The following is a 26,593-nucleotide window of genomic DNA, read 5'->3' on the forward strand; positions in this document are numbered from 1 at the left end:
TCAGGGATCGGCCGCTGTCGCGGTCCCGTCCAGGGGAAGACGGAGTTCGATCCGAAATCCGCCCTCCGGGCGCGCACCGGCCGTCAGCGATCCGTGCCAAATCTTGGCCCGTTCCCGCATCCCGATCAAGCCGTGTCCGGATCCGTCGGTGGACGTGGCCGAAAGCGGACCGCCCTCGTCGACGACGGTTACGCGCAGTTCGTCGTCCAGGTAGCGGACGGTCACCTCGGCCGTGACCGAGCCGGAGTGTTTGGCGATGTTGGTCAGGGCCTCCTGGACGACGCGGTAGGCGCACAGCTCGATCCCCGGGGACAGGGGCCTGCGCTCTCCCCGGAACCGGACCTCGACGTGCACGCCGGCCGCCTCCAACCGCTCGGCGAGCGCGGGGATCCGGCCGATGTCGGCCAGCAGGTGGTCGGGGACCGGGCCGGCCGGATCGTCCGGGCCGGGCGCGCCGCCGGGATCGTAGGCGCGCAGGACGACGAGCAGCCGGCGAAGCTCCTCCAGCGACTCCCGTCCGGCCGCGGCAGCGGTGCCGAGCGCCTCACGGGCGGTCGGGGGGTCGGAGAAGAACACGAACTCGGCGAGCCCGGTCTGCAGGGTGACGATCGTCATCTGCTGCGAGATCGTGTCGTGCAGTTCGCGCGCGATGCGGAAACGTTCGTCGAGCACGGCGCGGCGCGCCTCCTGGCGCTGCTGCTCGTCCAGCAGGGCGGTCAGCCGTCGCAGCTCGGCGTTGCGTTCGGTGAGACGGCGCTGGGTGAGCCCGACGGCGAAGGCGACGGCCGGCACGATCAGGGCCTGCACGGCCACGACGGGCCGGGGCAGCCGACCACAGAACCCGCTGAGGGCGATGACCGATGCGAGCAGCACGGCACCGCACACGACGCGAGCACGTGCCTCCCGGGCGGCGACGGAGAGGAACGCGACTGCCGGCACCCAGAAGTTGAGGGAGGGCTGATAGCCGAGCAGCAGATATCCGGCGAAGCCGGCCACCGTGACCACGAGCACGCCGAACGGCCGCTTGTCCCACAGTGCGAGGGGCAGGGCGATCAGCAGGGTGAGCAGATGGGCCCACAGGTCGAACGGCCGCCAGGGCGCCGGATGGTAGAAGGCACCGGCCAGGCAGCCGGCGGCGGCGAAACCGGTGGCGAGGGCGACGCCCGCCGGGCGCGGGGCCGGCAGCGCGGGCATCCGGACATGGTAGACGACACGTCTCAACTGGTCCGCCCCCGGGGGGAGTCGGGGATGGCCGCCCGCCCCGCCGGTGGTGTCCGGCAGGGCAGGCGGGAGCTGGTGACAGGAACGGACGCGGTCCCGGTCGGGGCCGGTTCAGGAATCCATGACGAAGTCCAGGGCGGAGCCGGAAGCGGTCGTCCAGTAGGTGACGCGGGCACCGTCGTCGAAGGCCACCTTGCGCGGCAGGTCCACGCCGATCGGCCCGCTCCCGTCGCTGCCCAGGTCGCGGCCGTGCAGGAGGAGGGTGACGGTGTCCGTCTCGTACTGATCCATGGGGACACCGGAGGCGAGCAGGGCGGCGTACGCCTCGTCGCCCGGAGCGAGCGTGAGGGGGCCCGTCTTCGGGTCGCTGTCCTCGTACACGTCCACCGGGTACCGGGCCTGGGCGTAGTCGCCGAGGAAGATGTACGGGTAGTGGTGGATGGCGCACTTCCCGTCACCGGTGTTGGTGGCGGTGATGAGGAGATGCTTGGGGACCTCGCCCCGCTCGTCCTGGAGCGTGGTGCCGAAGGTGAGGTCCTTCGCGGCGCAGGCGGGGACGCTGCGGCTCCCGCCACCGGAGCCGCTCCCGGAACTGCCGGAACCGCTGCCCGAGTTGCCGGTGCCGGAGCCGGTGCCCGAGTTGCCGGTGCCGTTGGTGCCCTGACCGCGGTCGGGCGTGGCCGAACCGGTCCCACCCGGCCTCGGCGTGCCGACTTCGCCGCCCGTTCCGGTCGGGCTCGGCCGGTCCGAGGCGGTGGATCGCGCGCCGGCGGGCTCGCTCGGCTCACACGCCGTGCAGGCGAGCACCGAGGCGGCGACCGCGGCGCCGGCGGCATACGTCTTCCAGCCCTTTGGACCTCTGGACCTTGTGCGGTGCATGCGGACAACGGTGTTCATGATGTTCCCCCGTGGCCGGTCGTGTCCGGCCGTTCTCGACTCCCGGTCTCCCCGGCGGGGGAAGTCCCGGAAGCATGTCGTGGCTCTCCTGAACGGATCGCGCACCGGCAGGTCGTGCCGGTGACGCCGAGGTTAGGAGAGCGAGGGTGCCGACGGCGTCCGGCAGAGGGCCGGCGTTGCGTCGACTTCGGGCGTCCAGCGGCTCCTGGAGGTAAACCGTGGGCCGACGGCCGGGTCAACCTCCGGTCGACCCGGCGCACGAGCCTGCCTCCGGAACTTCCTCGGCCGAGGCCGCCACCAGGTGCCGACGGGTGCCATCGGATGCCACCGGGCCACTGGTGATTCGGCCGATGGCGCCCGGGTTCCGCCCCATGACTCTGGACGGGTCAGGCACCCGCACCCCGCATCCTCGTCAGGAGTGTTCCATGCGTCGTCGTTCCCCTCGCCGGCTTTTCGGCGTTCTCGCGGCCGCAACGGCCGCGTTCACCCTGCTCTCCTCGGCGTCGACGGCGGGCGCGGCCGACGTCGCGGCCCCGGCCGCCTCCGCGCCGCGTTCGGCGGACGCGGCCGTCCAACCGCTGTCGACCAGTACGCCGGTCGTCTTCGTCCACGGTTACACCGGAGACGCGTCCAACTGGGTCACCGCCATGAGCGTCTTCCGGCTGAACGGCTGGTCCAGCAGCGATCTCTTCGCCTACGAGTACAACTCCTACGGCAACAACGTCACCAACGCCCAGGGCCTCGCCGCCTTCGTCGCCAACGTGAAGGCGCGCACCGGAGCGAGCAAGGTCGCGATCGTCAACCACTCGATGGGCGGCCTGGTCAGCCAGTACTACCTGAAGGTGCTGGGCGGCAACACCAGCGTCAGCCACCTCGCCTCGATCGCGGGCGCGAACCACGGCACCACGTTCGCCGGCGCCTGCCTGATCTACACGACGTGCCAGCAGATGTATCCGGGCTCGTCCTTCATCTCCCAGATCACCTCGGGCGACGAGACACCGGGGACCACCAGGTACGCCACGTGGTACTCGGCGTGCGACGGCATCATCCTGCCGTACACCAGCACCCGGCTGACCGGCGCCACGAACAACAACGTGCTCTGCCAGACCCACATCGGGTACCTGGCGGACACGGTCGTGCTGGGTCAGGTCGCCCGGTTCGTCGCATCCTGACCTGTCGCGCGGCGGTTGACCGCCGGCGCTGTCGCCGGGTACCGGGCACCCCCGGAGCGGCATGCCTCGTCCCCGGCGACCACCGGGGACGAGGCATTTCTCCCCTGCATCCTGAATCCTGGTGCGGGCTGCGGGCTGCGGGCTGCGGGCTGCGGGCTGCCGACCCTGCGGTGGCGCGGGGCGGCCGTCGGAAGGCGCCAGCCCGCGCACCGGGCAGGGTGGACGGTGCGTGGGCGGAGACGGCGGTCGGTCAGCGGTGGGGTACGGCGTCGTGCAGCCGTGCGCGGAGTTCGAGGGCTGCCGGGAGCGGGGTGGCGGGCAGGGCCACCTGGACGGTGCGGCACAGGGCCGGGTCGGAGAGGCGGCGCAGGACGAGGCTGTCGGGGACAGCCGGGGCGGCCAGCGACGGGACCAGCGCGACGCCCAGGCCGGCGGCGGCGTAGCCGAACTTCCCGGCCCATTCCGCGATGCGAATGATCTTCCGCGGGGTGAAGCCGGCGCGGGCGCAGGCGTCGTCGAGCATCGTGGGGCGGTCGCCGTAGGCGCTCTGGAGCCATGCCTCGTCGCGGAGTTCTCGCAGGTCGAGGGTGGTCGCCCCGGCGAGACGGTGGGCGCGGGGGAGGACGACGAGCAGTTCGTCCTCGCACAGGACGGTGGTGGTCACGCCGTCGGCGGAGGGCAGCCCGGACGGGTAGTCGCTGACGACGGCGATGTCCAGGGTCGCGTCCACGAGGCGTCGCAGCAGGGCGTCGGTCGGGCCTTCGACGGCGACGACCTCCACCTGCGGCCTGGCGTCCTCGAGGGCGCGCAGCGCTGTGGGCAGCAGGGAGATGTTGGCGGTGGCGAACGCGCCCACGTGCAGCAGCCCGCCCTGGCCGGCGTGCAGGACGGCCAGCTCGTGCCCGGCCCGTGACAGCCGGTCGAGGACCTCCACGGCGTGCCGGTGCAGCGCACGGCCCGCGGGAGTGAGCCGTACGCCTCGCGGGAGCCGTTCGAACAGCGCGCCGCCCGCCCGCTGTTCCAGCGTGGCGATCCTCCGGGACACCGCCGACTGCGTGTAACTGAGCCGGGCCGCCGCAGCCGTGAACGACCCGGTCTCCGCCACCGTCACGAGCAGTCGCAACGCGTCGACCTCGAACACCGTGCTCCACCCATTCCTGCCGCTCATTGATCCCATGCAATCTAGTCGCTGGTGGAATGCGTCGTGCGCTTCTAACGTCGACCGCACGGCGGCGCCCGGCAGCGGGGGACCGGACGCCGTCGTGCCGATGGCCCGTCACATCCGAGGGGGAAGTGTGCTGTCGACGACGACGATGCTGGCCGATCTGGAGGGACTCGTACGCTGCGAGTCCTTCTCGGCCGACCACGGCGCGGTGGCGCGCAGCGCCGAGGTGGTCGGCGCCCTCGGCGCGAGACTGCTGGGAGCCGAACCGGAGACGATCGTGATCGAGGGTGTGACCCATCTGCGGTGGGCCTTCGGCACGCCGCGGGTCTTGTTGGTGGGACACCACGACACGGTGTGGCCGATGGGCTCGCTGCGGACCCACCCCTGGTCGGTGGCCGACGGGATCGCCCGCGGTCCCGGGGTCCTGGACATGAAGGCGGGCGTGGTGCAGATGTTCCACGCCCTGGCCTCGCTGCCCTCCCCGGACGGGGTGGGCGTGCTGGTCACCGGGGACGAGGAGGTCGGCTCCCCGACCTCCCGGCGGTTGGTCGAGGAAAGCGCGCGGCGGTGTGCGGCGGCCCTGGTGCTGGAGGCGTCAGGGGACGAGACGGGTGCGCTCAAGACGGCCCGCAAGGGCACGTCGCGGTACGAGGTGGTCGTGCACGGCAGGGCGGCGCACGCGGGCCTGGAACCCCACCAGGGGGTCAACGCCGCGGTCGAGGCGGCCCATCAGGTGCTGTCGCTCGCGGCGTGGGGAGCCGCGACGGGTGCCGGGGACGCCGGCACCGCCGTCGACGCCGGTCCGGCCGGTGCCGCCCCTGCCGTCCTGGGTGCCGCGACCGTCACACCCACTCTGCTGTCGGCGGGCAGTGCGCCCAACACGGTGCCCGCGCTGGCCCGGGTGTCGGTGGACGTGCGCGCGCCGACAGCGGCGGCGCAGGACCGGATCGACGAACGCATGCGGGGCCTGACCGCCCGTACGCCCGGAGCCCGGCTGGAGGTGCGGGGCGGCAGGCGACGGCCGCCCATGGAACCGCGGTCCACCGCCGCACTCTTCGCCCTGGCGTGCCGGGTCGCCGCGGAACTGGGCCAGGAGCCGTTGCGGGGGATCGCCGTCGGCGGCGCCTCGGACGGCAACCACACGGCGGCCGTGGGCTGCCCGACGCTGGACGGCCTGGGCGCCGTGGGCGGTGGCGCGCACGCCGACAGCGAGTACGTCGAGGTCGCGCACATGGTCCCGCGCACCCGACTGCTCGCCGAACTCATCACCCGCGCCCGGCGATGGCCGGAGCGTGCCCCCAGCGAAGGCGGTGTCTCGTGAGACAGGACGCGCACGGCCCCGGACCGGACCCGGGTTCCGGTCCGCGCCTCGGACGTGGACCCGGATCCGGCCCCGGCATCGGACGCAGCCTCGGCCTCGGCCAGATGCGCGGAAGCTACCCCGTCGCGGGGCTGATGGGCGGTCTCGCGCAGCTGGCGCGGCGGGCCTGCGTCGCCCTGGCCCTCGTCCTGCTCGGCGCGCAGGCCTACCTCCGGCCACCGGGCGCCTTCCGCACGAGCGCCGTCACGGTGGCCGTGGTCCTCACCCTGTTCGGCCTCAAGGCGGTATGGGCCGGCGCGAGCGCGAGGCTCGGGATCAACCGGTGCTACCTCTACACCGGCGGTCTGGTCCTCACCAACATCTTCGGCATGGTCCGGGAGGCGGTGGCGTGGGACGACGTGCGGGAGGTGAACGCGCTCACCAACCGTTCCGTGCTCCTCGCCTTCCACCGGATCGAGATCGTGCGGAGCCGCTCCGCGACGGCGACGTTCCTGGCCCTGGGGCTCCAACCCGCCCTGGTGGAGGCCCTGATGGGAGAGGTGGCCAGAAACGCTCCCGGACGAGGAGCCCGCCCGCCCGGTCGATGAGCCGGTCCACCGCGCTGCTGCGCCTCAGCGGCAGGCGGCTGACCTGACCCGCGGATCGACCGCGAACCCGGCGTCCGGCCGCCGCAGCCATCCGCCGCCGTCGACGGTCAGCCCCACGGCGGCGGACCCGACGGCGGCCGGGCGGCACCCCAGGGGCCCGGCGCCGCGGCGACGGACCCGGCCCGGAGGTCACCGGAGACCGGGCCGACGTGACGGCGGACGAGACGCCCGGGAAAGGCCAGGGCGCGGGCGTCAGTACCCGCACTCGATCAACTCGGCCAGGGCGCGTCGGTGACGCGCTCCACCATGCTCCCGCGTCGAAAACCCGGCAGGAAGTGCTCGAGTACGTCCGCGTTGACGGTCCCGTAAGTGGTGTCCGGACGATCCTTGAGCCCGTCGACGAACGCCTGGAGGAACGCCTTCTTGAACGCGCCGCGCGGATGGGCGGCGAGGATGTCGTCCACCTGGCCGCCGTCGAGTCCGTCCAGGTTCCATCCGATGGCGTCGGTCAGAACGCCGTAGTTCGTGGCAGCCGTCTCCGGGCCCATGCGGCCGGGAATCCCTGGCGTCGTGTGCAGCGCGATCGCCGTCCAGACCACCTCGGCGGCGCTCGTCGGGAACCCTCGGTCGAGCAGGAACCGCCGCGCGTGATCGGCCCCGTCGAGTTCGAAGCGCTGCTCCTTGTCGGAGAACGGGGTCAGAAGTCCGGTGTCGTGGAACATGGCGGACAGGTACAGAAGCTCCGGATCCGGCCGCAGTCCCAGCTTGCGCGCGTGCAGGGAACCGAAGAGGAAGACCCTCCGGGAGTGATGGAAGAGGAGCGGGCCGGTCGTTTCCCGAAGAAGACCGGTGGCCTCCCCGATCGCCGCGGTGTCGGGAATCTCCACGCCCGCGATGATGTGAGTCATGAGGATCGCGCCTTTCCGAGGTGATGGGGGGCGAACGACAGGGCGTCCGCCCTCCATGCTGCCGACCCCGGAGCCCTCCGCGCCCCATAGGTCCGGCCGTGAACCACTCGAATCCGGACGCGGCCGAGGCCGGGGCCGCCCGTCCCGCGGCCTGGTCGAGGCGCCGCGAGGGTCCCGGCCGCGGCGGGAGGAAGATGAGAGGGCGGGGAGACTCCCGCGTCGGGCGGACCACGCGAGGATGAGAGCACATGGCACCGAAGGCACACACTCTCGGCGTACTCGTCTTCGACGGCATGAAGATGCTGGACCTCAGCGGGCCCGCGGAGGTCTTCAGCGAAGCAAATCGGTACGGCGCGGACTACCGGCTGACCGTGGTCTCGGTCGGCGGGAAGCCCGTGTCCTCGTCGATCGGCATGCTGGTACCGGTGGACGGTGACGTGGCCGACGCGCCCCCCTTCGACACCCTCCTGGTGATCGGCGGCGACCGGCTGCCGGAGGCGCCGATCGATCCTGACCTGAGCGCGGCCACGGGCGCGCTGGCGGCCCGCGCCGACCGGGTCGCCGCGATCTGCACCGGCGCCTTCCTCCTGGCCTCGGCAGGACTGCTGGACGGCAGGCGGGCGACGACGCACTGGCAGCACACCGACGCCCTGGCCCGGCGCCATCCGCAGACGCGCGTCGAAGCCGACGCCATCTTCGTCAAGGACGGCGCCACCTACACCTCCGCCGGTGTCACCGCGGGAATCGATCTCGCGCTCGCCCTGCTGGAGAGCGACCACGGACCCGACCTGGCCCGCCGAGTCGCCCGGTCACTGGTGGTGTACCTGCGGCGTTCCGGCGGGCAGTCGCAGTTCTCCCCCTCACTGCGGGGACCGGCCCCGCGGACGCCGGTACTGCGCTCGGTGCAGGACGCCGTCCAGGCGGACCCGACAGCGGATCACAGCCTCGAAAAGCTTGCCGCGCGGGTCCGGGTCAGCCCCAGGCACCTGTCGCGCATGTTCCGCACCGAACTGAGCACCACGCCGATGAAGTACGTGGAACTCATCCGCTTCGACATGGCGAAGGCCCTGCTGGATTCCGGTCACAACGCCACCGAGGCCGCCACCCTCTCGGGTTTCCCCAGCTATGAGAGCCTGCGCCGTGCCTTCGCACGCCACCTGGGAGTCTCGCCGACCCACTACCAACGCCGCTTCGCCGGCACCGGCTCCGGCTCCCGTTCGCCGGCCCCCTCACCATGACCCTCGTCCGACGGGAACAGCAACGGCCGCGGCCGCGGCACGCATGACCGTTTTCGAGGGCTTGTCGGCCATCGGACAGCGGCGCCGGGGCCCCGGCACGCGGATCGTGGAGGGAGACCACGCCGGCCCCCGCACGAGGAGACCATCATGAGCGAGAAGATCGCCGGTGTCGCGATTCCGGACAGCACACTGGCCCGGGCCGCGACCGAACTGATCCACTCCACCACTCCCGCGTTGATCTTCCACCACTCCCGCCGCGTCTATCTGTTCGGCAGCCTCCAGGCCGAGGCACTGGGACTGCGGCCCGACCCCGAACTGCTCTACGTGGCCGCGCTGTTCCACGACACCGGTCTGGTGGCCCCGTACCGCGGCGACGACCAGCGCTTCGAGATGGACGGCGCCGACCAGGCCCGCGCCTTCCTGCTGAGCCATGGCTGCTCGGAGGGCGACGCGGACACGGTGTGGACGGCCGTCGCCCTGCACACGACCCCCGAGGTGCCGTACGGGATGGCACCCGAGGTCGCCGCCACGACGGCGGGCGTCGAGACCGACGTGCTGGGCCTGCACCTGGACAGGATCACGCGGGCCCGGATCGGCGAGGTCACCGCCGCACATCCACGCCCGGACTTCAAGCGGCAGATCCTCCAGGCATTCGCCGACGGGTTCGGGCACCGCCCGAACACCACCTTCGGCACGGTCAACGCGGACGTCCTGGAGCACTTCGCCCCGGGGTTCCGGCGTACCGACTTCGTCGATGTGATCCAGAACTCCGACTGGCCGGAATAGGGCCTGACCACGGCCCGCGACCCACGCCGTCCCACGACACGGCCCCGCCGATCGCGCGGTACCACCACACAGCGCGGACCGGCGTCTCGGGTGGGCCCGTGGGGGGAACAGCCGACGCGGGGACCGGCTCGGGGTCGCTGCCGGGAGGCGTGCGGCCGGTGAGCGTGGGTACTGCGTAGGCCTGGAAGGGGCCGCGAAATGGTGATTCTGCCCGTGGTGTGCTCGGCGGGGCCGGTGCGTGGTGGCGCTCTGCCGCGGTTCTGCCCGGTGAGGGGTGGGGGGCGTGGTTGAGAGGGTCGCGGCGGCGCCGCTGGTGGGGCTGATGCAGGCCAGCCACACCGTCAACCTGGAGCAGCTACCGGCGTTGATCGCCGAGCACGCCGCCATGGTCGGCATCCACGAGACCGCTGTCTTCGTCGTGGACCTCCGGGAGACGGTACTGCGTCAGCTCACCGGTGAGGGGCTGGGTGCCGATGACGGCGGTGAGGAGTTCACCGTCGAGGGCAGTCTGCCCGGGCAGGCCTATCAGCGCGTGGGCCTGCTCGCCGAGCCGGGCGGAACGGGCGAGGGCCGCGGACGGCGACGGTGGTGGGTGGCGATCACCGACGGCGTGGAGCGTCTGGGTGTGATGCGGGGCGACACGGACACCGACGACGAGGTCGTGCGTCAGGCGCTGCGCGACCTGGCGTCCATGATCGCTCTGCTGGTGCTCAGCAAGCGTTCCTTCAGCGACTCCTTCGCCCGCCTGGTGCGGACCGAGCGGATGAACGTGGCGGCGGAGATGCAGTGGAACCTCACCCCGCCGCCCGCCTACGCCGGTCACGACGCGATCGTGGGCGCGGTGGTGGAGCCCGCCTACCAGATCGGTGGGGACGCCTTCGACTACGCCGTGGCCGGCGACACGCTCCACCTGAGCGTCTTCGACGCCATGGGCCACGACACCACCGCCGGGATCACGGCCAACGTCGCCGTGGCCGCGTGCCGCAACGCCCGCCGCCAGGGCGCGTCCCTCACCGAGACCAGCGAGCACGTGGAGACCACCCTGATCCGGCAGTTCGGCACCAGCCGCTATGTCACCGGCATCCTGGCCGACCTCGACCTCGTCACCGGTCGGCTGACGTGGATCAACCGCGGCCACCCCCTGCCGATCCTGGTCCGCGGCAATCGGTGGACCAGCGAGCTGGCCTGCCCGCCGGCCGGCCCGATGGGTGCCGACCTCGGTCTGCCGGTGACGCAGTCCAGCGACCAGTTGCAGCCCGGTGACCGTCTGCTGCTGTACACCGACGGCGTCATCGAGGCCCGCGACGCCAAGGGCGAGCAGTTCGGCCATGACCGGTTCATCGACTTCGTCCGTCGGCACCACTCCGGCGAGCGCACCCTGCACGAGACCTTGCGCCGGCTGATGGCCGCCGTGCTGAACCATCACGACGGCAGACTGGATGACGACGCCACCGTCCTGCTCACCGAGTGGCACGGCGGCCACCAGCACAGACTGACCCCGTGAAGCGTGGTCCGCCTGGACAGGAGGGGCGATGAGTACCGACCAGCCCGCCCGCGGAAGGGAGCAGGCCAGCCTGGAGGTGCGGGTGCGCACCGTGGCCGCGGGGCGCCATCTCGTGACCGCCGCGGGCACCCTCGACATCCGCACCGCGCCCCAGCTCTCCGAGGTTTTGCAGCCGCTCCTGGAGGCGGACGGGCACACCGTGCTCGCCGACCTGTCGGGCGTCACGTTCCTGGATTCCACCGGCCTCACCTGCCTGATCGCCGGCTATCGCACGACCAGGATCACCGGCGCCCGCCTGGCGCTGATCGCGCCCAGTGAACGGGTGCGCCACATGTTGGCCCTGACAGGGACCGACCAGGTACTGCGCAGCTACCCCACCACGGAGGCGGCCCCCGACTGACGTGTCGGCGGCCGACGGCACCCGACTGACCGGTATCGGCGGCCCGCGGCACCCGTCCCGCGACGGCGGCCCTCAGCGGGCCGGGGCGTCGGGGAGCGGATGAAACAGCGTCCAGGCGCCCTCCTGATCAGCCCTCGTGATCAGACCGGTCGATGCCCACCCGCCCGCCTGGCGGGCAGCAGGCGCACGCGTCGACCGGCGCTCCCGGCGCGGTCCCCCCGGACCGCTCACCCGTCCTGCCGAACGACGGTGGGGATCTCGGCCGGCCAAGCGCCCCGCCGCGGATTCGGGAACACTGAATCCGCCCATCGGGGGTAGCCGGTTCCGGCAACGTCCCTCGCACGAAAGTGATGCCTGTTCCATGACCGAGACCCGAGACGTCGTCGAACTCATTCTCCGGGATCACCGCAGAATGGAGGACCTCTTCCGTCTGATGCGCAGCGTCGAGGCCGACCGGGGCGCCGCCCTGCGGGAGTTCGCCGATCTGCTGATCGCGCACGCGCTGGCCGAGGAGGCCAAGGTGTACCCCGCCCTCAAGCGCTACAAGAACATCGACGACGACGAGGTCGAGCACGGCGAGGAGGAGCACGAGGAGGGCAACGAGGCGCTCCTCGCTCTCCTGGAGGTCGACGAGGTCGGCTCCGAGGAGTGGGACGAGAAGCTGGAAGAACTGGTGCAGGCCGTCACCCACCACGCCGACGAGGAGGAGCGGACCATCCTCAACGGCGCCCGCGAGAACGTCGCCATGGAGCGTCGGGAAGAGCTGGGGGAGGCCTTCCTGGCGGAGCGCGAGCGCCAGTTGAAGGCGGGGCGCGGCACGGTGGACGAGGTGCGCCGCATCGTCGGATCCTGACCGCCCGGTACCCGCGGAGCGATCGGGTCGGGCCGCCGGCCCGTCGGCAGGGCGGTCCCGGTCCTGCCCTGGTGGACCGTGTCCGGACGTGTGCCGATGGACGCCGGCCGCCGCGATCCGCGAACTGGTCAGGCGGGGCGCGGACGACGGCACCGCGGTGGTGCTGCCGGCCGCCGTCCCGCTGGGGACGGACATGATGCGGCCGGGACCGCGCCCATGCCGGCGAGCGCGGGCGGCCCTGTCGTACGCCGCCCAGGACGTCGACCCCAGGAGACCAGGAGACCAGGAGATCAGGAGATCAGGAGACCAGGAGCGGTGAAGGCGTCCACGCCGATCTGGTGACCGGAGTGGCCGGGAAAACTCGTGGGCCGTCCGGCGGCCGGCGCCGTAGCCTCCCCGGATGACTACCGTTTCCGTGACAGATCTCGCCCGTGCGTACGGGGCCGTCGGCGACCTCATCGCCGCGATCCAGCCCGAGCAGTGGACGGCGCCGACCCCCTGCACGGAGTGGGACGTGCGCGACGTGGTCCGCCATTTGGTCGGCATGGACCTCGTGTTCGCCGCCATGATCGAGGGCGGTCCCGTGCCCGAACGCGAGGCGGACCCCCTCGGTGACGATCCGGTCCGCGCCTATCGGGCCTCCAGCGCCGCGCTACTGGCCGCCTTCGCCGGTCCCGGCGTTCTCGAGCGGACCTTCCGCAGTCCCATGGGCAGTGCCACGGGCGCCGAGCGCCTCCAGATCCGCCTGTGCGACCTGCTCGCCCACGGATGGGATCTCTCCCAGGCCACCGGCGTCCCTGCCCGTCTGCCCGAAGACCTCGCCGAGCAGGCACTGGCGTTCGCCGAACCGCAGCTCTCCTCCCAGCGCCGCACCGGACGGTTCGCCGAGTCGCGACCCGTCGAGGAGACCGCTCCGGCCATCGACCGGCTCGTCGCCTTCCTGGGCCGGCCGGTGCCATGGCGGCGGTGAGACCGGTCGGGGGGCCCCGCCGGACCGACGTCGTCCCCAGGAGCCCCGCTCGGGTGAGGGCGCTCGCTCCCGGCGCCGGTGACCTGGGCCGGTCGCGGCGAGGCGCCTTCCCCGCAACGGTGTGCTCCGGGAGGCGCACGTCGCTACCGGGCCACCGTGGGCCGGGAACCGGCTCCGCGGGGGCGGTGGGTTCGCGCCAGATTGGAAGGAGACTGTTTCCGGCCGGTTCTCCGGCCGGTGTCGGACCGCGGTTCCTTACCTCTCGTTCGGCGGGGTAGGGCCCCTTCCGAGGGAGCGCCGGCCTCCTGGCCAGGGGCCGGGGACGACGACGTGGACGCGACGCCGGGCCGTCGGGTCGGCCGTGGGGCGGTCCCGGTCGGCGGCTGGCGTGTGTCTCCGCCGTTTTCGCCCGCGCGGGCATCGGCTTTTCACCGTCTTCCGGGCGCTGGAGGCGGCGGATTGATTCCGGTGCCCCGGCACCGTGCTCCGGTGCCGTGTTCCCCCGCGACGGATCAGGGCACATGGCCCTGGTGCGCGGGGAGCGTAGTCGGCTGCGCTTTGAAACAGCCGCTGACAAGGGTGGGGAAGATGGTTCGCATTCTCGTGGTGCACGAAGAGGCACTGCTGCGTTCGGCGTTGGTGCAGCTGCTCAGATCCGACGACACGCTGGAGGTGTCGTCCATGTGTCCCCGTGCCGACGCGATCGATCACGACGCGTTACCCACGGACGTGTGTGTCGTGGACGGCGAGTGTCTCCAGGGAACGGGGGAGGGGGAGGGGGAAGCGCATCACACGCCGTTCTGGGCGCGGTGCGGAGACCCGCTCGTCGTGCTGACGACGCCCAAGCGACCGGGCGTTCTCCGCAGGGCGTTCGACGCTGGCGCGCTCGGGCTGGTCGACAAGAACGCCCCGGCCCAGCGGCTGATCACGGCGGTGCACACCGTGGCCAAGGGGGAGCGCTTCCTCGACGCCGCCCTCACCGTGCCGCTGCTCGAAGGCTCGGTCATGCCCCTGACCGCGCGCGAGCTGAGTGTGCTGTCCCTGGCCGCCGAGGGGACGCCGATGGCCGAGATCGCGGCCCGTCTCCACCTGTCCCGGGGAACCGTCCGCAACTACATGGCCACGGCGGTCCGCAAGGTGGGTGCCCGCAACCGGGTCGACGCGATCCGCATCCTGCAGGACGCCGGGTGGACCTGACGGGTCGTACGGTCGGTGACCGTCCCCGCGCCGCGTGTCGTCTTCAGGCCTCCCGGCGGGCCTCACCGTTCCAGTGGCCCGTCAGATCACGGTAGAGGGACGAACGGGCCAGCACCTCCTCGTGCCTGCCGCACACCGCCTCCACGCCGTCCAGCACCAGCACCCGATCGGCCCGCACGGCCGACGACAGGCGATGCGCCACGACCAGCAGCGTCCCCGGCCGCCGCGCCAGGGCCTCCTCCGCCTGCGCCTCGGAGGCCGGATCCAGATGGCAGGTTGCCTCGTCGAGCAGCAGCAGGGGGGCGGGTGACAGATACGCGCGCGCCAGCGCGACCAACTGTCGTTCGCCGGGGGACAGTTCGTCGGGCCGGACCGGGCCGTCGAGCCCGCCCAGCCGGTCGACCAGTGACCGCAGACCGAGTGCCCGGACGGTCGCGTCGACATCCTCTCGTCCCGCGTCCGGACGCAGATACGTGAGGTTGTCCCCCACGGTGCCGGAGAAGACGTACGCCTCCTGGGGCACCAGCACGCGCAGCGCGGCGAGTTCGCAGGCGGCGCGCCCGGTCACCTCCCGCCCGGCCACGCGCACCTCGCCGCCGCTGGGCGCGAGCGTCCCGGCGACCAGGCGGGTGAGCGTCGACTTGCCGATGCCGCTCGGTCCGACGACGGCGAGGTGTTCACCCGGAGCGACGCGCAGGTCCAGCGAGTCCAGGACCGGCTCGGCGCGGACGCCGTAGGACAGTGTCACGGACCGCAACTCCACCGCCGCGGCAGGCCCTTCGCCCGCGGGTGGCCGGGAGCGACGGGTGGAGGCGGGGCGCGGCGGGTCCGCCGCCGCGAGAGACGCGCCGCAGCCTCCGGCAACCGGGGGAGCGCGGTGGGCCGGCGGTCTCACGGCGGCACCGTCGCCGCCATGGCCGCCATCGCTGCTGTGGTCGCCGTGGCGCCGAGCGGTGGTGGCCGAGTCGGCCGGCTGTGCGGGCCTGGTCCCCGTGGGGGCCGTGACCGGCGGCGATGCTCCGGGGCCGAGAATGCGGTCCAGGACCACCAGCAGCCGGGCGCCGGCCGCACCGAGGGCGGTCATCAGTGTGTGCAGGGCGGGCAGCAGCGACTGGACGAGGTAGGTGAAGGCGCCCAGGAGCGCGCCCGCCGTCACGCCCCGACCGCGCAGCCACGGCACCGCCGCCAGCAGCGTCAGGACGGGCAGGTGACCCGCCACGCCGAGCGCCGCAGTGCGCACTGCCGCCCAGGCGGCCAGGGTGCGGGATGCGGCGGCGGCGTCGGCGACCAGGTCCGCGCCGCGTCGCGCCGTCTGCGGACCGGTCCCGCAGGCTGTGATGTCGCGCAACGCGGCCCGGGCCCGGGCCGCGTGGTCGCCCAGCGCCTCGTCGGCCGCCAGGGCGCGCCGCTGGGCCGCCGCCATGGGCCGTAGCGTCGCCAGGAACAGGACCAGGCCGCCGCAGAGCGGGGGCAGGACCACCACGACCAGAGCGGGGTGCAGGGACAACAGTCCGAGCAGTGCTCCGGCGGCGGTGAAGAGGAACGAACGCAGGGTGAGGACCAGACCGGCGAAGCTGTCCCGGGCGATCTCGACCTGGTTCGTCAGCCGGGAGACGGCCGCCCGGTCCGTCGCGCCGGGCCTGTCCAGGGCCTGGGCCATGGACCGGTCGACGGCGCGCCTCACCAGGCCGTCGCGCAGTGGCTCGGTCAGCCCCGCCAACTGGGCGAAGACGCCCCGGATCACCGGAGCGCCCAGCAGCACCGCGACCAGGGCGACGGCGAGCCACAGCAGGCCCGTGCGGGTGTCACCGGCGAGGAAACCCTCGTCGACGGAGTGGGCGACGCCGTATCCCACCAGGAAGGCCTGCCCCGCCTCCGCCAGCGACCAGAGGGCGAGCCGCGCCAGCACCCCCCTGTGACGGGCGAGGAAGCGCCGGGCCGGCGGCGCGATCCGGCGCACCGCACCGGACCCGTCCTCCGCGGGCCGCGCACGGTCGTCCACGGCGCTGTTCACGGCCGCGCCTCCTCGGGTTCGGGCAGCCGCGCGGGCCCTCGGCCGGCAGGCGGGGGCCCGGGGCCGTCGACGCCGAAGACCGCCCGGTAGTCGGTCACGTTCCACAGTTCGCGGTGCGACCCGACGGCCCGCACCTCTCCGCCGTCCAGCCAGATCACCGTGTCCGCCCGGCCGGCGACCGACGGGCGGTGCGCGACGACCAGCCGGGTTCCGGGGCGCGGCGATCGGCGCAGCGCCCGGTCGACCTCGTGCTCCGTGGCCGTGTCCAGGCTGGACGTCGCGTCGTCCATGATCAGTAGCCGTCCGGCGTGCGCGAAGGCCCGCGCCAGTCCGAGGCGTTGGTGTTCCCCGCCCGAGAGCGGCGCGGCGGGCAACGGGGTGTCGTAACCCTGCGGCAGCCGGCGGACGAAGCCGTCGGCGCCCGCCGCGTGGGCGGCCTGCCGGATCCGCTCGCGCGAGACCGGCCGCACTCCGGTGGCGACCGCTTCGGCGACCGTCCCCTCGCCCAGCGCGGGACGCTCGAAGGCGAAGGCGACCTCGGTGCGCAACGCCTCGCGGGTCAGGCGGTCGAGGCGCACGCCGTCCAGCAGTACATGTCCCTCGTCGGGGTCGATCAGCCGTCCCGCCACGGCCGCCAGGACGGATTTCCCCGCTCCGCTGCGGCCGACCACCGCGGCGGTGGTGCCGCCCGGTATCCGCACGTCGTCGGCGCGCAGCACCTGCCTGCCGTCGCGCACCACCCGTACGCCGCGCAGTTCGAGAGCGCCCGTGCCGTCCGGCGGCACGTGCCGTGTTCCGTAGGTCAACGCGGGCAGCCGTTCCAGCGCGAGCGTCCGGGCCCGCGCCTCACGGCCCCGTACGACCGTGCCCAGCAACGACGCGGCGCCGCCGACGCCGGCCGTCAGCTGGGCGTACCGGCAGGCGGCGAGCAGGCCGCCGACGGTCAGGGCGCCGGAGGCGAGGCGCAGACCTCCGACGGCCGTGGCGGCCAGGATCAGCAGGGGCACCAGGACGCCGCTCCTGCCCAGGGCCCGTCCGTGCAGCGTCCACATACGACGGCCCAGGACCGCGAGTTCCGGCAACGGCGCGAGCACGCGGTCGCGTTCGCGGGCGCTCGTCCCCGCGGCGGCGATCGTGGCGGTGCCGTCGAGCGCCTCCAGCAGGCGGGACGCGATCTGCGACTGGGTGTGCTGGTAGGCGGCCACCGACGCACCGCTGTCGCGGGCGAACGACCTCAGCACCAGTGCCAGCGCGGGCAGCCCGGCCAGCACACACAACGCCACCCATACGTCGACGAGGGCCAGCGCGGCCAGCGCGCCCATCGGGGTGACCAGCGAGGCCGCCAGCGCCGCCCGGGCCGCGGGGGCGCCCCCGGCGTCGGCGGCGTTGAGGGTCAGCCGGGTCCCGACGTCCCCCGGGGCGTGGGGTCGCGCGCGGTCCGGTGCGGTGCCCAGCAGCCCGGCGAAGGCGCGGGAGCGGATGGCAGCCGTCCACATGGCGTTGCAGCGACCGGTGAACAGGGCGGTGAGGCTGTCGAGCAGCATTTCGCCGACGAGCAGTCCGGCGCTGAGCGCCAGCCAGCCTCCCGCGTCACCGTCGCGCAGCAGGAGATCGAACGTGCGGCCGAGCACGAAGGGCTGGGCCACCGCCGCCACCGCCGCCCCGGCCGAGCAGAGGAGCACCAGCAGTTCGGGCGTACGCCCTGGTCGCGCGCCGTCGGCTCGGTCACCCGCCGCGGGCACCTGCCGTGTCCGTGGCTCGCTCGTCACCATCGCGCGCATCCCCCTCCGTCCGTCCGGCCGTGCCAGGACACCGCCGCGCACCGAGCGGGGCGCGTGGCCGAGGTGTCCGTGCGCGCGGGCACCGGTGCCCCGGGCGAAGGCCCGGGGCACCGGTGCCGAGCAGCGTCGCTCACCGCGTCGCCGCGGCGGTCGGCTCAGGCGTCAGTTACAGGTCGTGACGCTGAGGCTGCTGTCGCCGCAGAGCAGCAGGCTCGCGCGGCTGCCGGTCTCGACGTCGCCCATGGCCTCGTCCTTGGGGGTCTCCAGCGACTGCAGGTCGAGCAGGTTCATGACAGTTTCCCTTCGTGTGGCAACGGGTTCTGTTCTTTCATCACGACCCCGGGTGGGGCCGAGTCCGAGGGCCGCCGCCCGGTGGACAGCGGCGGAAGGAACGGCAGCGAGGCGGGCGGGTCGCCGTGGACGGAGGCGACAGCCAGCAGGCACCCGGCCGTTCCAGTGGAGAGGTCCATGGACAGGCGCATCATCTGCTCACCGGGAAAGGCGAGCCGGCCGCGGTAGGACATGGCGTGCCAGGACAGCGCGTCGAGCTGGCGTCGCAGTGCCTCGGGCCCGGTGCCGGGCACCTCGGCCGTCGTCCGGCCGAGGTACAGCACCATCCCGGACACGCCACGGTAGAGGCCCGGCTGGGCGTAGAACATGGCCTGTGCGGCGGCCACGATCTCGTTCCTGGCCCGCGCGAACCCGTCGTCGTACCGGTGCGCCAGGTAGTCGTCGAGCACCATGCCGATGCCCACGCTGCCCGCGCCCAGGTAGGGCATGGTGCGCCAGCCCTCGTCCACCTGCAACGCGCCGCCCGCGCCCCGGACACAACGGGCCAGGTCCCGGCGGAGCGCGTCGCGCGCCAGGTCGAGCAGCGCGGAGTCCCGGGTGCGTTCGTACAGCCGCAGGAAGAGCAGGGCGCTGCCCGCCGCGCCGTGCAGCAGGCCCGCGCGGCGTCGGCCGGAGTCCTCGCTCCCGGCCGGCGTGCCGCGGGCGGTGAGCTCGGCACAGCGCAGGGCCGCCGAGTGCAGCGCGGCGTCCTGGGTGGCGACGGCCAGCGAGTCCAGGGCGAGGCCCAGTCCGGCCGTGCCGCTGTGCAGGTCCGGGGACAGGTGGTCGAAGGACTGGTCGAGGAGAAGGTCGGCGAGGTCGAGGGCGCGGTCGCGATGGCCGAGGTACTCCAGCGTCCAGACGATGCCGGCGAGCCCGTCGTGGAAACCGAGCGGCATGCCCGACGGCGGTTGCTTCGTCCGCTCCAGCAGCCACTGTTCCTCGTCCTCGTCGCGGTCCGCGCCGCTCTCGGCGAGGGCGTACAGCACGCCCGCCGCGCCGTGGCCGAAGGCCAGCCCGCCGCCGGCGGTGGCGAACTGCGCGATGTCGCCGGGGAAGAGGCGGTCCGTGCGGGACGGTGTCGCGGACGCGTGGATCGCCGCGGCCATGGACTCCCGGCTGCGCGGCCAGTCGCCCGGGAGGATCGCCACCGGCGGATCGCCCGCCCCCCGCGCCGCCGGCACACCGGCGGCGTCGGCCGTGATCTCGTCGACCGCCGCGTCCAGGAAGGCACGGTCCACCGGGAACTGGCTCGCCACCACCTCGGCGAGATGCGCCGCCTTGCGTCGGTCCAGCACGAGGAGACTGGTGAGCGGAAGGAACAGCGCCAGCCGCAGACAGGCCAGTGCGTACCGGTCCACCGCCACCCCCCGCCGGTCGGAGGGCGCCACGAACGCCGGGTTGGCGACCGTCTGCCGACCGGGTTCGTCGATCCGGTGCGCCGCCTCGAAGTCCAGCAGGGCCACGCTGCCGTCGTCCCGGAGCATGATGTTGAACAGATGCAGGTCGTTGAAGACCACGCCCCGGGCGTGGACGGCCTCGACGGCCTGTTCCACCCTGGCGTGGACGTCGAGGGCCCAGGCGGTGTACTCGGCCAGCCGCTGTTCACCGGGCGCGGCCTCGATGAGCGGGTGACGGCGAGCGAAGAACGTGTTCAGCGGCTTGCCGTCGATGTACTCCAGTACCAGGAAATGGTGTTCTCCCACCGTCAGGTGATCGAGCACCTCGGGTGTGCAGTCGAGACCCGACAGGGCTTCGAGTGCCCGGCGTTCGCGGTGCAGCCGGGTCACGGCGTCGGCGCCGTCGGCCGCCAGCCCGGCGTGCGGACGTGCCTCCTTGAGGACGACCCGCTCTCCGGTGCGGGTGTCGTGGGCGAGGTAGACACCGCCGCCGTTCGAGAAGTGCAGCGCCGACTCGATGGTGTAGGGGATGTCGGCGACGGTCACCGCGGAGCGGGCGTCCAGGTGCGGGCGCAGGAAGTCGGGCACCTTCACCCAGTCCGGCACCCGGAAGACGGGGCCGCGGAGGTCGGGCACCAGCACCCCGTCGGGACCGGTCACGGCGGGCCGCAGCTCGCCGTTCGAGTCGTAGCAGTTGCGACGGGTGAAGCCGCCGTAGCGCACGTGCACGGGGCCGTCGCCGAGCCGCAGGTCGCTCAGGATGTGCGGCCCGGGCTCACCGGCCAGCAGGTCCGACAACTCGGCCGCCAGGTGCTCGAACCGCGCCTCGTCCGCCGGGTACACGGTGATGAACTTCCCGCTGCCGGCCCGGTCCGCGTACTTGGCGTTGCGCTGGTGCAGCAGATAGCGGCTCGGAACGAACTTGAAGGCGGTGCCACCGGCGACGCAGTGCCGCCACACGCGCTCCAGCACGGACTCGGCGTTGTCGAGACAGGCGGAGACGTGGATCTTCCAGCCCTGGTCGGGCAGGTCCGCGTCCACCGGGCGCAGGGCGAGCCAGTCCCCGCTCTCGTTGCGCTGCCATCCGTCGGGGACGGGCAACGAGGCCGCGGCGTACCGGGACCGTGCTGAGCCGGTCCGGACGTCCCTGCGGTGCGGAGCGTCGTAGAAGTACGGATCCGCGTCGCAGTACACGGCGTAGCCCTTGTTCACGCCTTCTCCCTCCCACCGATCGCTGACGGGTAAGACGCTGTCACGCGGCTCACGGGCCTGCACAGTTGCCGCTGTCATCAATCCGACGTGCGGAACGCACGGGTAACTTCACGGGGCGGGCGGCCACCTTCCGGCAGGACGCCGAGGCGCGGCAGGCCGGCACCGAACTTCCAGGTACTTCCAGAAACGCTGCACTTGAAGTGAATCAATATCTGTGCCCGCGAGATGAGAGTTTGACTAACCAGCCGGTGAGAGATTGTGTAGCGATGAGCGGAGTGGGATAATTCAACGCGCACAGGCCGTCCCGGCGTGCTACTGTCTATCTCAGTTGCAGTTGTGGTTCCCAAAAACTTCAAGTGCCCCCATCCGGATACTGCCGGGTGGGAGCGCTTTTGTATGCCGGTCGTCTGCCGGGCGGGGTAATCATCACGGCGACACGGTATCCGCGCAGTGCGGATCCCGATGTATTGCCCCAAAGGAGATATGACATGGCTGCTGGTACCGTGAAGTGGTTCAACGCGGAAAAGGGCTTCGGCTTCATCGAGCAGGACGGTGGCGGCGCTGACGTGTTCGCCCACTACTCGAACATCGCCGCCCAGGGCTTCCGCGAGCTGCTCGAAGGCCAGAAGGTCACCTTCGACATCGCGCAGGGCCAGAAGGGCCCGACGGCCGAGAACATCGTTCCGGCCTGACGTCGGCGCACATTCTGCAGCTGGGGCCCGCATCCTTCGGGGTGCGGGCCCCAGCTGCACGCGTCTCCCGCGGCGGTTCCCCGCGCGGGACGACTCGGCGAAACCTCCTGAGTCCCACCCTGCGCGGCTCCTCCCTCCGGGTGCGGACGCCTCCCGAAAGGGAATTCCCGGAGTGGACGCCCAGACTGACGCCCTCATCGCGTCACCCATTTAAGTAATTCCGCCCGCATGCATTTCAGCCGGCCGGATCTGCTCTCTTTTACCATCGGTCCATACTGGTGAATCTCCATGCCGCTCATCGCTGCGGGAATTCCTTGATATGCGCCGCATCGAGGAAGGTTCCCCATGGACCGCACACGTACGTACGACCGTTCGTCCCGCACTCGGCACGGCAGTGCCGACGCCGGAAAGCGCGGCAGCCGCTTCGACTCGGCGGCACCGCGCCGTTCCGGCGGTTACGGCCGCCGACCCGCCGCCGTGCAGGGTGAGTTCGCGCTCCCCGAGACGATCACCCCCGCGCTGCCCGCCGTCGCGGCGTTCGCCGATCTGGCCATGCCCGAGCAGCTGCTGGCCGAACTCGGCAGGCAGGGCGTGACCGCACCGTTCCCGATCCAGGGCGCGACGCTGCCGAACACCCTGGCGGGCCGTGACGTCCTCGGCCGCGGACGCACCGGCTCCGGCAAGACCCTCGCCTTCGGCCTCGCCCTGCTGGCCCGCACCGTCGGACAGCGTGCCGAGCCCAGGCAGCCGCTGGGGCTGATCCTCGTACCGACGCGCGAACTGGCGCAGCAGGTGACCGACGCGCTCACCCCGTACGCCCGCTCGGTCAGGCTGCGACTGGCCACGGTCGTGGGCGGGATGTCGATCGGCAGGCAGGCCGGCGCGCTGCGCACCGGCGCCGAGATCGTCGTCGCGACCCCGGGCCGGCTCAAGGACCTCATCGACCGTGGCGACTGCCGGCTGAACCACGTGGGCATCACGGTGCTGGACGAGGCCGACCAGATGGCCGACATGGGGTTCATGCCGCAGGTCACCGCGCTGCTCGACCAGGTGCGTCCGGAAGGACAGCGGATGTTGTTCTCCGCCACCCTGGACCGCAATGTCGACCTGCTGGTGCGCCGCTATCTCACCGACCCGGTCGTGCATTCGGTCGACCCGTCGGCCGGCGCGGTCACCACGATGGAGCACCACGTCCTGCACGTCCACGGCGCCGACAAGCACGCCACCACGACGGAGATCGCCGCCCGCGACGGCCGCGTCATCATGTTCCTGGACACCAAGCACGCCGTCGACCGGCTCACCCAGGACCTGCTCAACAGCGGAGTCCGCGCCGCCGCGCTGCACGGCGGCAAGTCACAGCCGCAGCGCACGCGCACGCTGGCGCAGTTCAAGACGGGCCACGTCAGCGTGTTGGTGGCCACCAACGTCGCGGCGCGCGGCATCCACGTCGACAACCTCGACCTGGTCGTCAACGTGGATCCGCCGACCGACCACAAGGACTACCTCCACCGCGGCGGCCGTACCGCCCGTGCCGGCGAGTCCGGCAGCGTCGTCACCCTCGTCACCCCCAGCCAGCGGCGCGGCATGGCCCGCCTCATGTCGGACGCCGGAATCCAGCCGCAGACCACCCAGATCCGCTCGGGCGACGAGGCCCTGAACCGCATCACGGGCGCCCAGACGCCTTCGGGCATCCCGGTCGTCATCACCGCACCGGTGGTCGAACGCGCCAGGCGCGGCGACTCCTCCCGCGGCCGACGCCGCCCCGCCTCCGCGACCCGGCGCGCGCCCGTACGCCGGCCCGTCGCCGGCGCGGCCGCCTGACGCCTCGTGATCAGGAAGCCGACCCCACTCCGCAGGAGGCACCCTTGACGCTGCTCGAGACCCAGCCCCACCCGGCGAGCGCCAACCCCCTGTCCGGGACGGTGGCCGAGATCCTGAGCGCGGCCGACCCGCAGGTCTGTGACGACATGAGCGTCGAGGTGGCGCTTGCCGTCATGGCCGCCGCCCGCACGGACCGACTGGTCGTCGGTGACCAGGACGGCCAGGGCACCGGTGTGGTGACCAGGGACCAACTCACCGCCGCCCGCGACGACTTCGCGTACACGGACCGGGTGCGTCTGCGCGACATCCTCGGCGAGCACGGAGCTTCCACGCCGGTCGTGACCACCGCGACCACGACCGACCGCGCGTCGCGCGTCCGTCGGCTCGGTGTCCCGCCGCTGGTCGACGAGCAGGGCGGCGTCCTTGGCGTCCTCGCCCCTCCCCGCTGAACGGCCTCACCTCCGGTCGGACCGTTCTCCCCCCTTTCTCTGTGAGGTCTCATGCGCTGTGTCATCGCCCGCTTCCCCTTCGAACTCACCAAGAACGGCGTGCTGGAGACCATGAAGGGCGTCAAGCCCGAAGCGGTCACGGGCGAATCCGTGATCATCGGTCGCCGCCACTACCCCGTCAAGCAGGTCGGGCAGGTCATCACCCGCCAGGACCGCCGTGACTTCAGTGCCGCCGAAGTCCTCCGGGCCATGGCGCGGCTCGGCTTCACGTGCCGTACCCTCCCCGCGGCCGAGCCCGTGCGCGTCCTCAGCCCGCTCCAGGAGGCTTCCGCGATGCTGGGCACCCCCATGGCCGTCTGACCCGGGGACGGAGCAGCTGACAACCGACCCGCGATGTGGGCCCGACCGGTGCGCCGGTCGGGCCCACATCGCGTGCTGCACTCCTGACGGGCAGGGCAGTAGGCCGTCGCGCGCACAGCCACAGCCATAGCCACATTCACGGCCACAGCCACGGCGCCCAGCGCCGCTGCCCACCCCGTATCGCGCTGACGTGCGGCTCGCCGCCTCTTCCCGCACCAGGGGTGGGGGAGAGGCGGCGGCGCCGACGGCCGGCTCGCCTCAGCCCAGGAGGTCCGGTGGGGCTGAGGAGCGGTTGCCACCGGCGGGGGAGGGGCGTCGTGTCGGCAGGCCGGGCAGGGGCGGAACCGAAGCGGCCGGCGTCAGCCCGGAGGGCTTCCGGAGCGATGCGCGCCGGTCGTCCCGCAGGCTCACGGTGTCGGCATCCTCCGGGACCACGTATCCCGCTGCCGGCTCCTCGGGGTAGCGGGACTCAGCTCGAACCGGAACCGGGCCGTGCCTCGTCCGCGAGCTGTCGGCCGGAGTCACGTGCCTGCTCCGTGACCTGGCCGGCCTGGCCGCGGGCCTCCTCCTGTGTGGAGCGGGCGGCTTGCGCGGCACTGTCCTTGACCTCGGCGGCCGCACTCTGCGTCACCTCCCTGGCGCCTTCCTTCAGGTGCTGCGCGGACTCGCCGGCCGCCTGCTTGACGGGCTCCAGTGCCTCGCTGTCCATGAGGGCGGCGGCCTTCTGCTGCTCGGCCTCGGAGGCGGGAAGCAAGGAGGAGGCCAGCACGCCGACGCCGAAGGCGACCAGGCCGGCGGCCAACGGGTTGCCGCGGGTCTGACGACGGGCCAGGTCGGGCGCCTGCTGGACGGCTTGGCCCGCCTGGCCGGCGGTGTCCCGCACCGAGTCGGCCGCCCGTGCGGTGCCGTCCTGGAGGGAACCGGCGGCGGACTGCGCGGTGTTGGTCACACCGTGTGCCGTGTCCGACGCCGTGCCCATGACTCGCTCACGGAGGCCCGACATGGTGCCGCGCATCCTCTCCTTGCGGCGGCGTACCGCCCGTCGAGGACTGGTGTGATCGGCGAGCTGGTCCACGTCCGCGGACAGCCGGCCGCGCGTGGCCTCGATCTCGGCCCTCATTTGGTCGGGTGACGTGCCCATTCCGCGTTCTCCTTCATGGTCTCGACGGTGCGCTCGGGTTTCGGGGAGACGGTGTTCATCCGTTCGCGGCCCTTCTGGTACAGAACGGCCGCGACGACCGCCCACACGGCGGTGACGATCAGGGCGGCCCAGCCCCCGTCCATGACGTTGGCCAGGCCGAGCACAGCGGCCAGCGACAGGAACAACAGGACCATGTAGCCGGCGAATCCGGCACCGCCGAACATCCCGGCGGCCTTGCCCGCCTTGGTCGCTTCTTCCCTGATCTCCGTCTTGGCCAGTTCGACCTCCTGACGGAAGAGGGTCTGGAGGTCAGCGGTCACCACGGAAAGCAGCTGCCCCACGGACCGGTCCTGCTCCCGCGGTTCGGCCGGGCCGGGCCTGGGGGAGATCGAAGCCATCTCACACCTCCGGCAGCGGACGACCCGTTGTTCCCGCCGGCGGCGTACCGGTCATCGGGGGGAGCGGCGGAACGGGAGGCGCCTCGGGAGGTGCGCTGGGGACGCTCTCCGTCGGGGAACCGGTCGGCAGAGCCGGGGAGGCCGGGGCGTTCAGCGTGCCCTGGTCCGGCGCGGCGGTGGTCTGCTGGCGGCCGTCTCCACCCGACCGGGCGGATCCTGCCGCCCGCGCCAGGCGTCCGACCGCCAGGCCGGCCAGCACAGCGCCCCCGAGGAACGCGCCCGGTCGACGGCGGGCGAAGCCCTGCAGGTCGGAGACGAGGCCGTCGACGCCCTGCTTGTCCAGGTAGTCGGCCGCCCGGTGGCCCTTGTCGGCCGCCTGGGCCGCGAGGCTGCGGGCCGGGGAGTCGCTCTGGGCGTTCTCGGCCAGGCCGGAGAGGTCGCTCGCCCACTGCCGGAGCGTGTCGGCGGCCCGCTTGGTCTGGCCCTCGGCCTCGTTCATCGCACGGTGCCGCAGCTCCTCGATGACAGTGCCCGCCTGCTGCCGTGCTTCACCTACCACGCTCTGTGCCTGCTCCGCCGCGGTTCCCGCCACCTGGGTCGCGGCCTCCTTGGCCCGGCCGGCCGTGGCCGAGGTCTCCGCCTTGGCCTTCTCTCGGGTGGTCCCGGTTCCGGTTCCGGATCCGGTCTGTATGGACTCAGTCATCGGCGGCTTCTCCTCATCGGATGTGCTGCGGATACGGGAGGCGGTACGCCGGACATCACGTAACCGTCCGTTC

At 72.6% G+C, this 26,593-nt stretch carries 25 protein-coding genes and 1 pseudogene; 15 read left to right on the plus strand and 11 right to left on the minus strand.

Annotated elements, in window-relative coordinates; all coding sequences use genetic code 11:
* Both ACFYO5_RS21905 and ACFYO5_RS21910 read right to left on the minus strand, forming a co-directional pair.
* On the minus strand, positions 1–1,194 hold the full coding sequence (locus tag ACFYO5_RS21905; protein ID WP_388711001.1) for a sensor histidine kinase: 1,194 nt from the start codon (positions 1,192–1,194) through the stop codon (positions 1–3).
* Between the two features lie 138 nt (positions 1,195–1,332).
* Positions 1,333–2,100 (minus strand): DUF4232 domain-containing protein, encoded by a 768-nt coding sequence (locus ACFYO5_RS21910; RefSeq protein WP_388711004.1) that lies wholly within the window; start codon positions 2,098–2,100, stop codon positions 1,333–1,335.
* A gap of 443 nt (positions 2,101–2,543) precedes the next feature.
* Here ACFYO5_RS21910 and ACFYO5_RS21915 point away from each other — a divergent pair, with 443 nt between their 5' ends.
* Complete coding sequence (locus tag ACFYO5_RS21915; protein WP_388711007.1) at positions 2,544–3,290, plus strand: esterase/lipase family protein; 747 nt, start codon at positions 2,544–2,546, stop codon at positions 3,288–3,290.
* Positions 3,291–3,540: 250 nt separating this feature from the next.
* On the opposite strand, the gene ACFYO5_RS21920 is transcribed toward ACFYO5_RS21915, so the two are convergent.
* The gene (locus tag ACFYO5_RS21920; RefSeq protein WP_388711010.1) at positions 3,541–4,458 is read right to left on the minus strand and encodes a LysR family transcriptional regulator; all 918 of its coding nucleotides are present in this window, start codon (positions 4,456–4,458) and stop codon (positions 3,541–3,543) included.
* 145 nt (positions 4,459–4,603) lie between these two features.
* Here ACFYO5_RS21920 and ACFYO5_RS21925 point away from each other — a divergent pair, with 145 nt between their 5' ends.
* Positions 4,604–5,776 (plus strand): M20 family metallopeptidase, encoded by a 1,173-nt coding sequence (locus ACFYO5_RS21925; protein ID WP_356568007.1) that lies wholly within the window; start codon positions 4,604–4,606, stop codon positions 5,774–5,776.
* 104 nt (positions 5,777–5,880) lie between these two features.
* A complete protein-coding gene (locus ACFYO5_RS21930; protein ID WP_388711013.1) occupies positions 5,881–6,363 on the plus strand; it encodes a hypothetical protein in 483 nt (160 codons plus the stop codon).
* Positions 6,364–6,632: 269 nt separating this feature from the next.
* Here ACFYO5_RS21930 and ACFYO5_RS21935 read toward each other — a convergent pair whose 3' ends face one another.
* Complete coding sequence (locus tag ACFYO5_RS21935; protein WP_388711016.1) at positions 6,633–7,271, minus strand: HD domain-containing protein; 639 nt, start codon at positions 7,269–7,271, stop codon at positions 6,633–6,635.
* Positions 7,272–7,519: 248 nt separating this feature from the next.
* Here ACFYO5_RS21935 and ACFYO5_RS21940 point away from each other — a divergent pair, with 248 nt between their 5' ends.
* The 8 genes and pseudogenes from ACFYO5_RS21940 (at position 7,520) to ACFYO5_RS21975 (ending at position 14,219) form a co-directional block, all read left to right on the plus strand.
* Entirely contained in the window at positions 7,520–8,509 is a 990-nt protein-coding gene (locus ACFYO5_RS21940) for a GlxA family transcriptional regulator (protein WP_388711019.1), read from the plus strand.
* Between the two features lie 147 nt (positions 8,510–8,656).
* Complete coding sequence (locus ACFYO5_RS21945; RefSeq protein ID WP_388711022.1) at positions 8,657–9,295, plus strand: HD domain-containing protein; 639 nt, start codon at positions 8,657–8,659, stop codon at positions 9,293–9,295.
* A 322-nt stretch (positions 9,296–9,617) separates the two neighbouring features.
* A complete protein-coding gene (locus tag ACFYO5_RS21950) occupies positions 9,618–10,799 on the plus strand; it encodes a PP2C family protein-serine/threonine phosphatase (protein WP_388712284.1) in 1,182 nt (393 codons plus the stop codon).
* 28 nt (positions 10,800–10,827) lie between these two features.
* Positions 10,828–11,199: an STAS domain-containing protein gene (locus ACFYO5_RS21955; protein WP_388711025.1), complete on the plus strand. Its 372-nt coding sequence runs from the start codon at positions 10,828–10,830 to the stop codon at positions 11,197–11,199.
* Positions 11,200–11,560: 361 nt separating this feature from the next.
* On the plus strand, positions 11,561–12,052 hold the full coding sequence (locus ACFYO5_RS21960) for a hemerythrin domain-containing protein (protein WP_356567848.1): 492 nt from the start codon (positions 11,561–11,563) through the stop codon (positions 12,050–12,052).
* 100 nt (positions 12,053–12,152) lie between these two features.
* A pseudogene (locus tag ACFYO5_RS21965) lies at positions 12,153–12,251 on the plus strand (uracil phosphoribosyltransferase); the annotation flags it as partial.
* A gap of 201 nt (positions 12,252–12,452) precedes the next feature.
* Positions 12,453–13,022, plus strand: coding sequence for a TIGR03086 family metal-binding protein (locus tag ACFYO5_RS21970; RefSeq protein ID WP_388711029.1), 570 nt, complete (start codon positions 12,453–12,455; stop codon positions 13,020–13,022).
* Between the two features lie 588 nt (positions 13,023–13,610).
* The gene (locus ACFYO5_RS21975) at positions 13,611–14,219 is read left to right on the plus strand and encodes a response regulator transcription factor (protein ID WP_356567844.1); all 609 of its coding nucleotides are present in this window, start codon (positions 13,611–13,613) and stop codon (positions 14,217–14,219) included.
* A gap of 43 nt (positions 14,220–14,262) precedes the next feature.
* Here ACFYO5_RS21975 and ACFYO5_RS21980 read toward each other — a convergent pair whose 3' ends face one another.
* From ACFYO5_RS21980 to lanKC, 4 genes are all read right to left on the minus strand, one after another.
* Positions 14,263–16,233 (minus strand): ATP-binding cassette domain-containing protein, encoded by a 1,971-nt coding sequence (locus ACFYO5_RS21980; protein ID WP_388711033.1) that lies wholly within the window; start codon positions 16,231–16,233, stop codon positions 14,263–14,265.
* Positions 16,230–18,005, minus strand: coding sequence for an ABC transporter ATP-binding protein (locus tag ACFYO5_RS21985; protein WP_388711036.1), 1,776 nt, complete (start codon positions 18,003–18,005; stop codon positions 16,230–16,232). The genes ACFYO5_RS21980 and ACFYO5_RS21985 overlap by 4 nt, the downstream gene beginning before the upstream one ends.
* 171 nt (positions 18,006–18,176) lie before the next feature.
* Positions 18,177–18,305, minus strand: a complete 129-nt coding sequence (locus tag ACFYO5_RS21990) for a SapB/AmfS family lanthipeptide (RefSeq protein WP_356567838.1) — start codon at positions 18,303–18,305, stop codon at positions 18,177–18,179.
* A complete protein-coding gene (gene lanKC, locus ACFYO5_RS21995; protein WP_388711039.1) occupies positions 18,302–20,956 on the minus strand; it encodes a class III lanthionine synthetase LanKC in 2,655 nt (884 codons plus the stop codon). Before lanKC ends, ACFYO5_RS21990 begins: the two co-directional genes overlap by 4 nt.
* A 488-nt stretch (positions 20,957–21,444) precedes the next feature.
* On the opposite strand from lanKC, the gene ACFYO5_RS22000 reads away from it, so the two are divergent.
* From ACFYO5_RS22000 to ACFYO5_RS22015, 4 genes are all read left to right on the plus strand, one after another.
* Positions 21,445–21,648, plus strand: a complete 204-nt coding sequence (locus ACFYO5_RS22000) for a cold-shock protein (protein ID WP_023586116.1) — start codon at positions 21,445–21,447, stop codon at positions 21,646–21,648.
* Positions 21,649–21,993: 345 nt separating this feature from the next.
* Positions 21,994–23,469, plus strand: a complete 1,476-nt coding sequence (locus ACFYO5_RS22005; protein ID WP_388711042.1) for a DEAD/DEAH box helicase — start codon at positions 21,994–21,996, stop codon at positions 23,467–23,469.
* A gap of 44 nt (positions 23,470–23,513) precedes the next feature.
* Entirely contained in the window at positions 23,514–23,918 is a 405-nt protein-coding gene (locus tag ACFYO5_RS22010) for a CBS domain-containing protein (protein WP_388711045.1), read from the plus strand.
* Between the two features lie 51 nt (positions 23,919–23,969).
* Entirely contained in the window at positions 23,970–24,278 is a 309-nt protein-coding gene (locus ACFYO5_RS22015; RefSeq protein ID WP_388711048.1) for an SCO5918 family protein, read from the plus strand.
* Between the two features lie 469 nt (positions 24,279–24,747).
* Here the strand turns inward: ACFYO5_RS22015 and ACFYO5_RS22020 are convergent, their stop codons facing one another.
* The 3 genes from ACFYO5_RS22020 to ACFYO5_RS22030 are packed head-to-tail and all read right to left on the minus strand — an operon-like array spanning position 24,748 to position 26,520.
* Positions 24,748–25,419 (minus strand): DUF3618 domain-containing protein, encoded by a 672-nt coding sequence (locus ACFYO5_RS22020; protein WP_388711051.1) that lies wholly within the window; start codon positions 25,417–25,419, stop codon positions 24,748–24,750.
* Positions 25,395–25,817 (minus strand): phage holin family protein, encoded by a 423-nt coding sequence (locus ACFYO5_RS22025; RefSeq protein ID WP_356567826.1) that lies wholly within the window; start codon positions 25,815–25,817, stop codon positions 25,395–25,397. The genes ACFYO5_RS22020 and ACFYO5_RS22025 overlap by 25 nt, the downstream gene beginning before the upstream one ends.
* A gap of 1 nt (position 25,818) precedes the next feature.
* Complete coding sequence (locus tag ACFYO5_RS22030) at positions 25,819–26,520, minus strand: hypothetical protein (protein ID WP_356567824.1); 702 nt, start codon at positions 26,518–26,520, stop codon at positions 25,819–25,821.
* Positions 26,521–26,593 lie beyond the last annotated feature (73 nt).

The organism is Streptomyces sp. NPDC006259, assembly GCF_042870975.1.
Taxonomy (GTDB): domain Bacteria; phylum Actinomycetota; class Actinomycetes; order Streptomycetales; family Streptomycetaceae; genus Streptomyces.

Bases quoted from the DNA above. Each gene is read 5' to 3' on its own strand.
- ACFYO5_RS22020 (WP_388711051.1), bottom strand. From the start codon at position 25,419: ATGGGCACGTCACCCGACCAAATGAGGGCCGAGATCGAGGCCACGCGC.
- ACFYO5_RS22005 (WP_388711042.1), top strand. From the start codon at position 21,994: ATGGACCGCACACGTACGTACGACCGTTCGTCCCGCACTCGGCACGGC.
- ACFYO5_RS21955 (WP_388711025.1), top strand. From the start codon at position 10,828: ATGAGTACCGACCAGCCCGCCCGCGGAAGGGAGCAGGCCAGCCTGGAG.
- ACFYO5_RS21915 (WP_388711007.1), top strand. From the start codon at position 2,544: ATGCGTCGTCGTTCCCCTCGCCGGCTTTTCGGCGTTCTCGCGGCCGCA.
- ACFYO5_RS21985 (WP_388711036.1), bottom strand. From the start codon at position 18,005: ATGGTGACGAGCGAGCCACGGACACGGCAGGTGCCCGCGGCGGGTGAC.
- ACFYO5_RS21940 (WP_388711019.1), top strand. From the start codon at position 7,520: ATGGCACCGAAGGCACACACTCTCGGCGTACTCGTCTTCGACGGCATG.
- ACFYO5_RS22000 (WP_023586116.1), top strand. From the start codon at position 21,445: ATGGCTGCTGGTACCGTGAAGTGGTTCAACGCGGAAAAGGGCTTCGGC.
- ACFYO5_RS21905 (WP_388711001.1), bottom strand. From the start codon at position 1,194: ATGCCCGCGCTGCCGGCCCCGCGCCCGGCGGGCGTCGCCCTCGCCACC.
- ACFYO5_RS21950 (WP_388712284.1), top strand. From the start codon at position 9,618: ATGCAGGCCAGCCACACCGTCAACCTGGAGCAGCTACCGGCGTTGATC.
- ACFYO5_RS22025 (WP_356567826.1), bottom strand. From the start codon at position 25,817: ATGGCTTCGATCTCCCCCAGGCCCGGCCCGGCCGAACCGCGGGAGCAG.
- ACFYO5_RS21990 (WP_356567838.1), bottom strand. From the start codon at position 18,305: ATGAACCTGCTCGACCTGCAGTCGCTGGAGACCCCCAAGGACGAGGCC.
- ACFYO5_RS21960 (WP_356567848.1), top strand. From the start codon at position 11,561: ATGACCGAGACCCGAGACGTCGTCGAACTCATTCTCCGGGATCACCGC.
- ACFYO5_RS22030 (WP_356567824.1), bottom strand. From the start codon at position 26,520: ATGACTGAGTCCATACAGACCGGATCCGGAACCGGAACCGGGACCACC.
- ACFYO5_RS21970 (WP_388711029.1), top strand. From the start codon at position 12,453: ATGACTACCGTTTCCGTGACAGATCTCGCCCGTGCGTACGGGGCCGTC.
- ACFYO5_RS21910 (WP_388711004.1), bottom strand. From the start codon at position 2,100: ATGCACCGCACAAGGTCCAGAGGTCCAAAGGGCTGGAAGACGTATGCC.
- ACFYO5_RS21945 (WP_388711022.1), top strand. From the start codon at position 8,657: ATGAGCGAGAAGATCGCCGGTGTCGCGATTCCGGACAGCACACTGGCC.
- ACFYO5_RS21935 (WP_388711016.1), bottom strand. From the start codon at position 7,271: ATGACTCACATCATCGCGGGCGTGGAGATTCCCGACACCGCGGCGATC.
- ACFYO5_RS21920 (WP_388711010.1), bottom strand. From the start codon at position 4,458: ATGAGCGGCAGGAATGGGTGGAGCACGGTGTTCGAGGTCGACGCGTTG.
- ACFYO5_RS21925 (WP_356568007.1), top strand. From the start codon at position 4,604: ATGCTGGCCGATCTGGAGGGACTCGTACGCTGCGAGTCCTTCTCGGCC.
- ACFYO5_RS21975 (WP_356567844.1), top strand. From the start codon at position 13,611: ATGGTTCGCATTCTCGTGGTGCACGAAGAGGCACTGCTGCGTTCGGCG.
- ACFYO5_RS22015 (WP_388711048.1), top strand. From the start codon at position 23,970: ATGCGCTGTGTCATCGCCCGCTTCCCCTTCGAACTCACCAAGAACGGC.
- ACFYO5_RS21930 (WP_388711013.1), top strand. From the start codon at position 5,881: ATGCGCGGAAGCTACCCCGTCGCGGGGCTGATGGGCGGTCTCGCGCAG.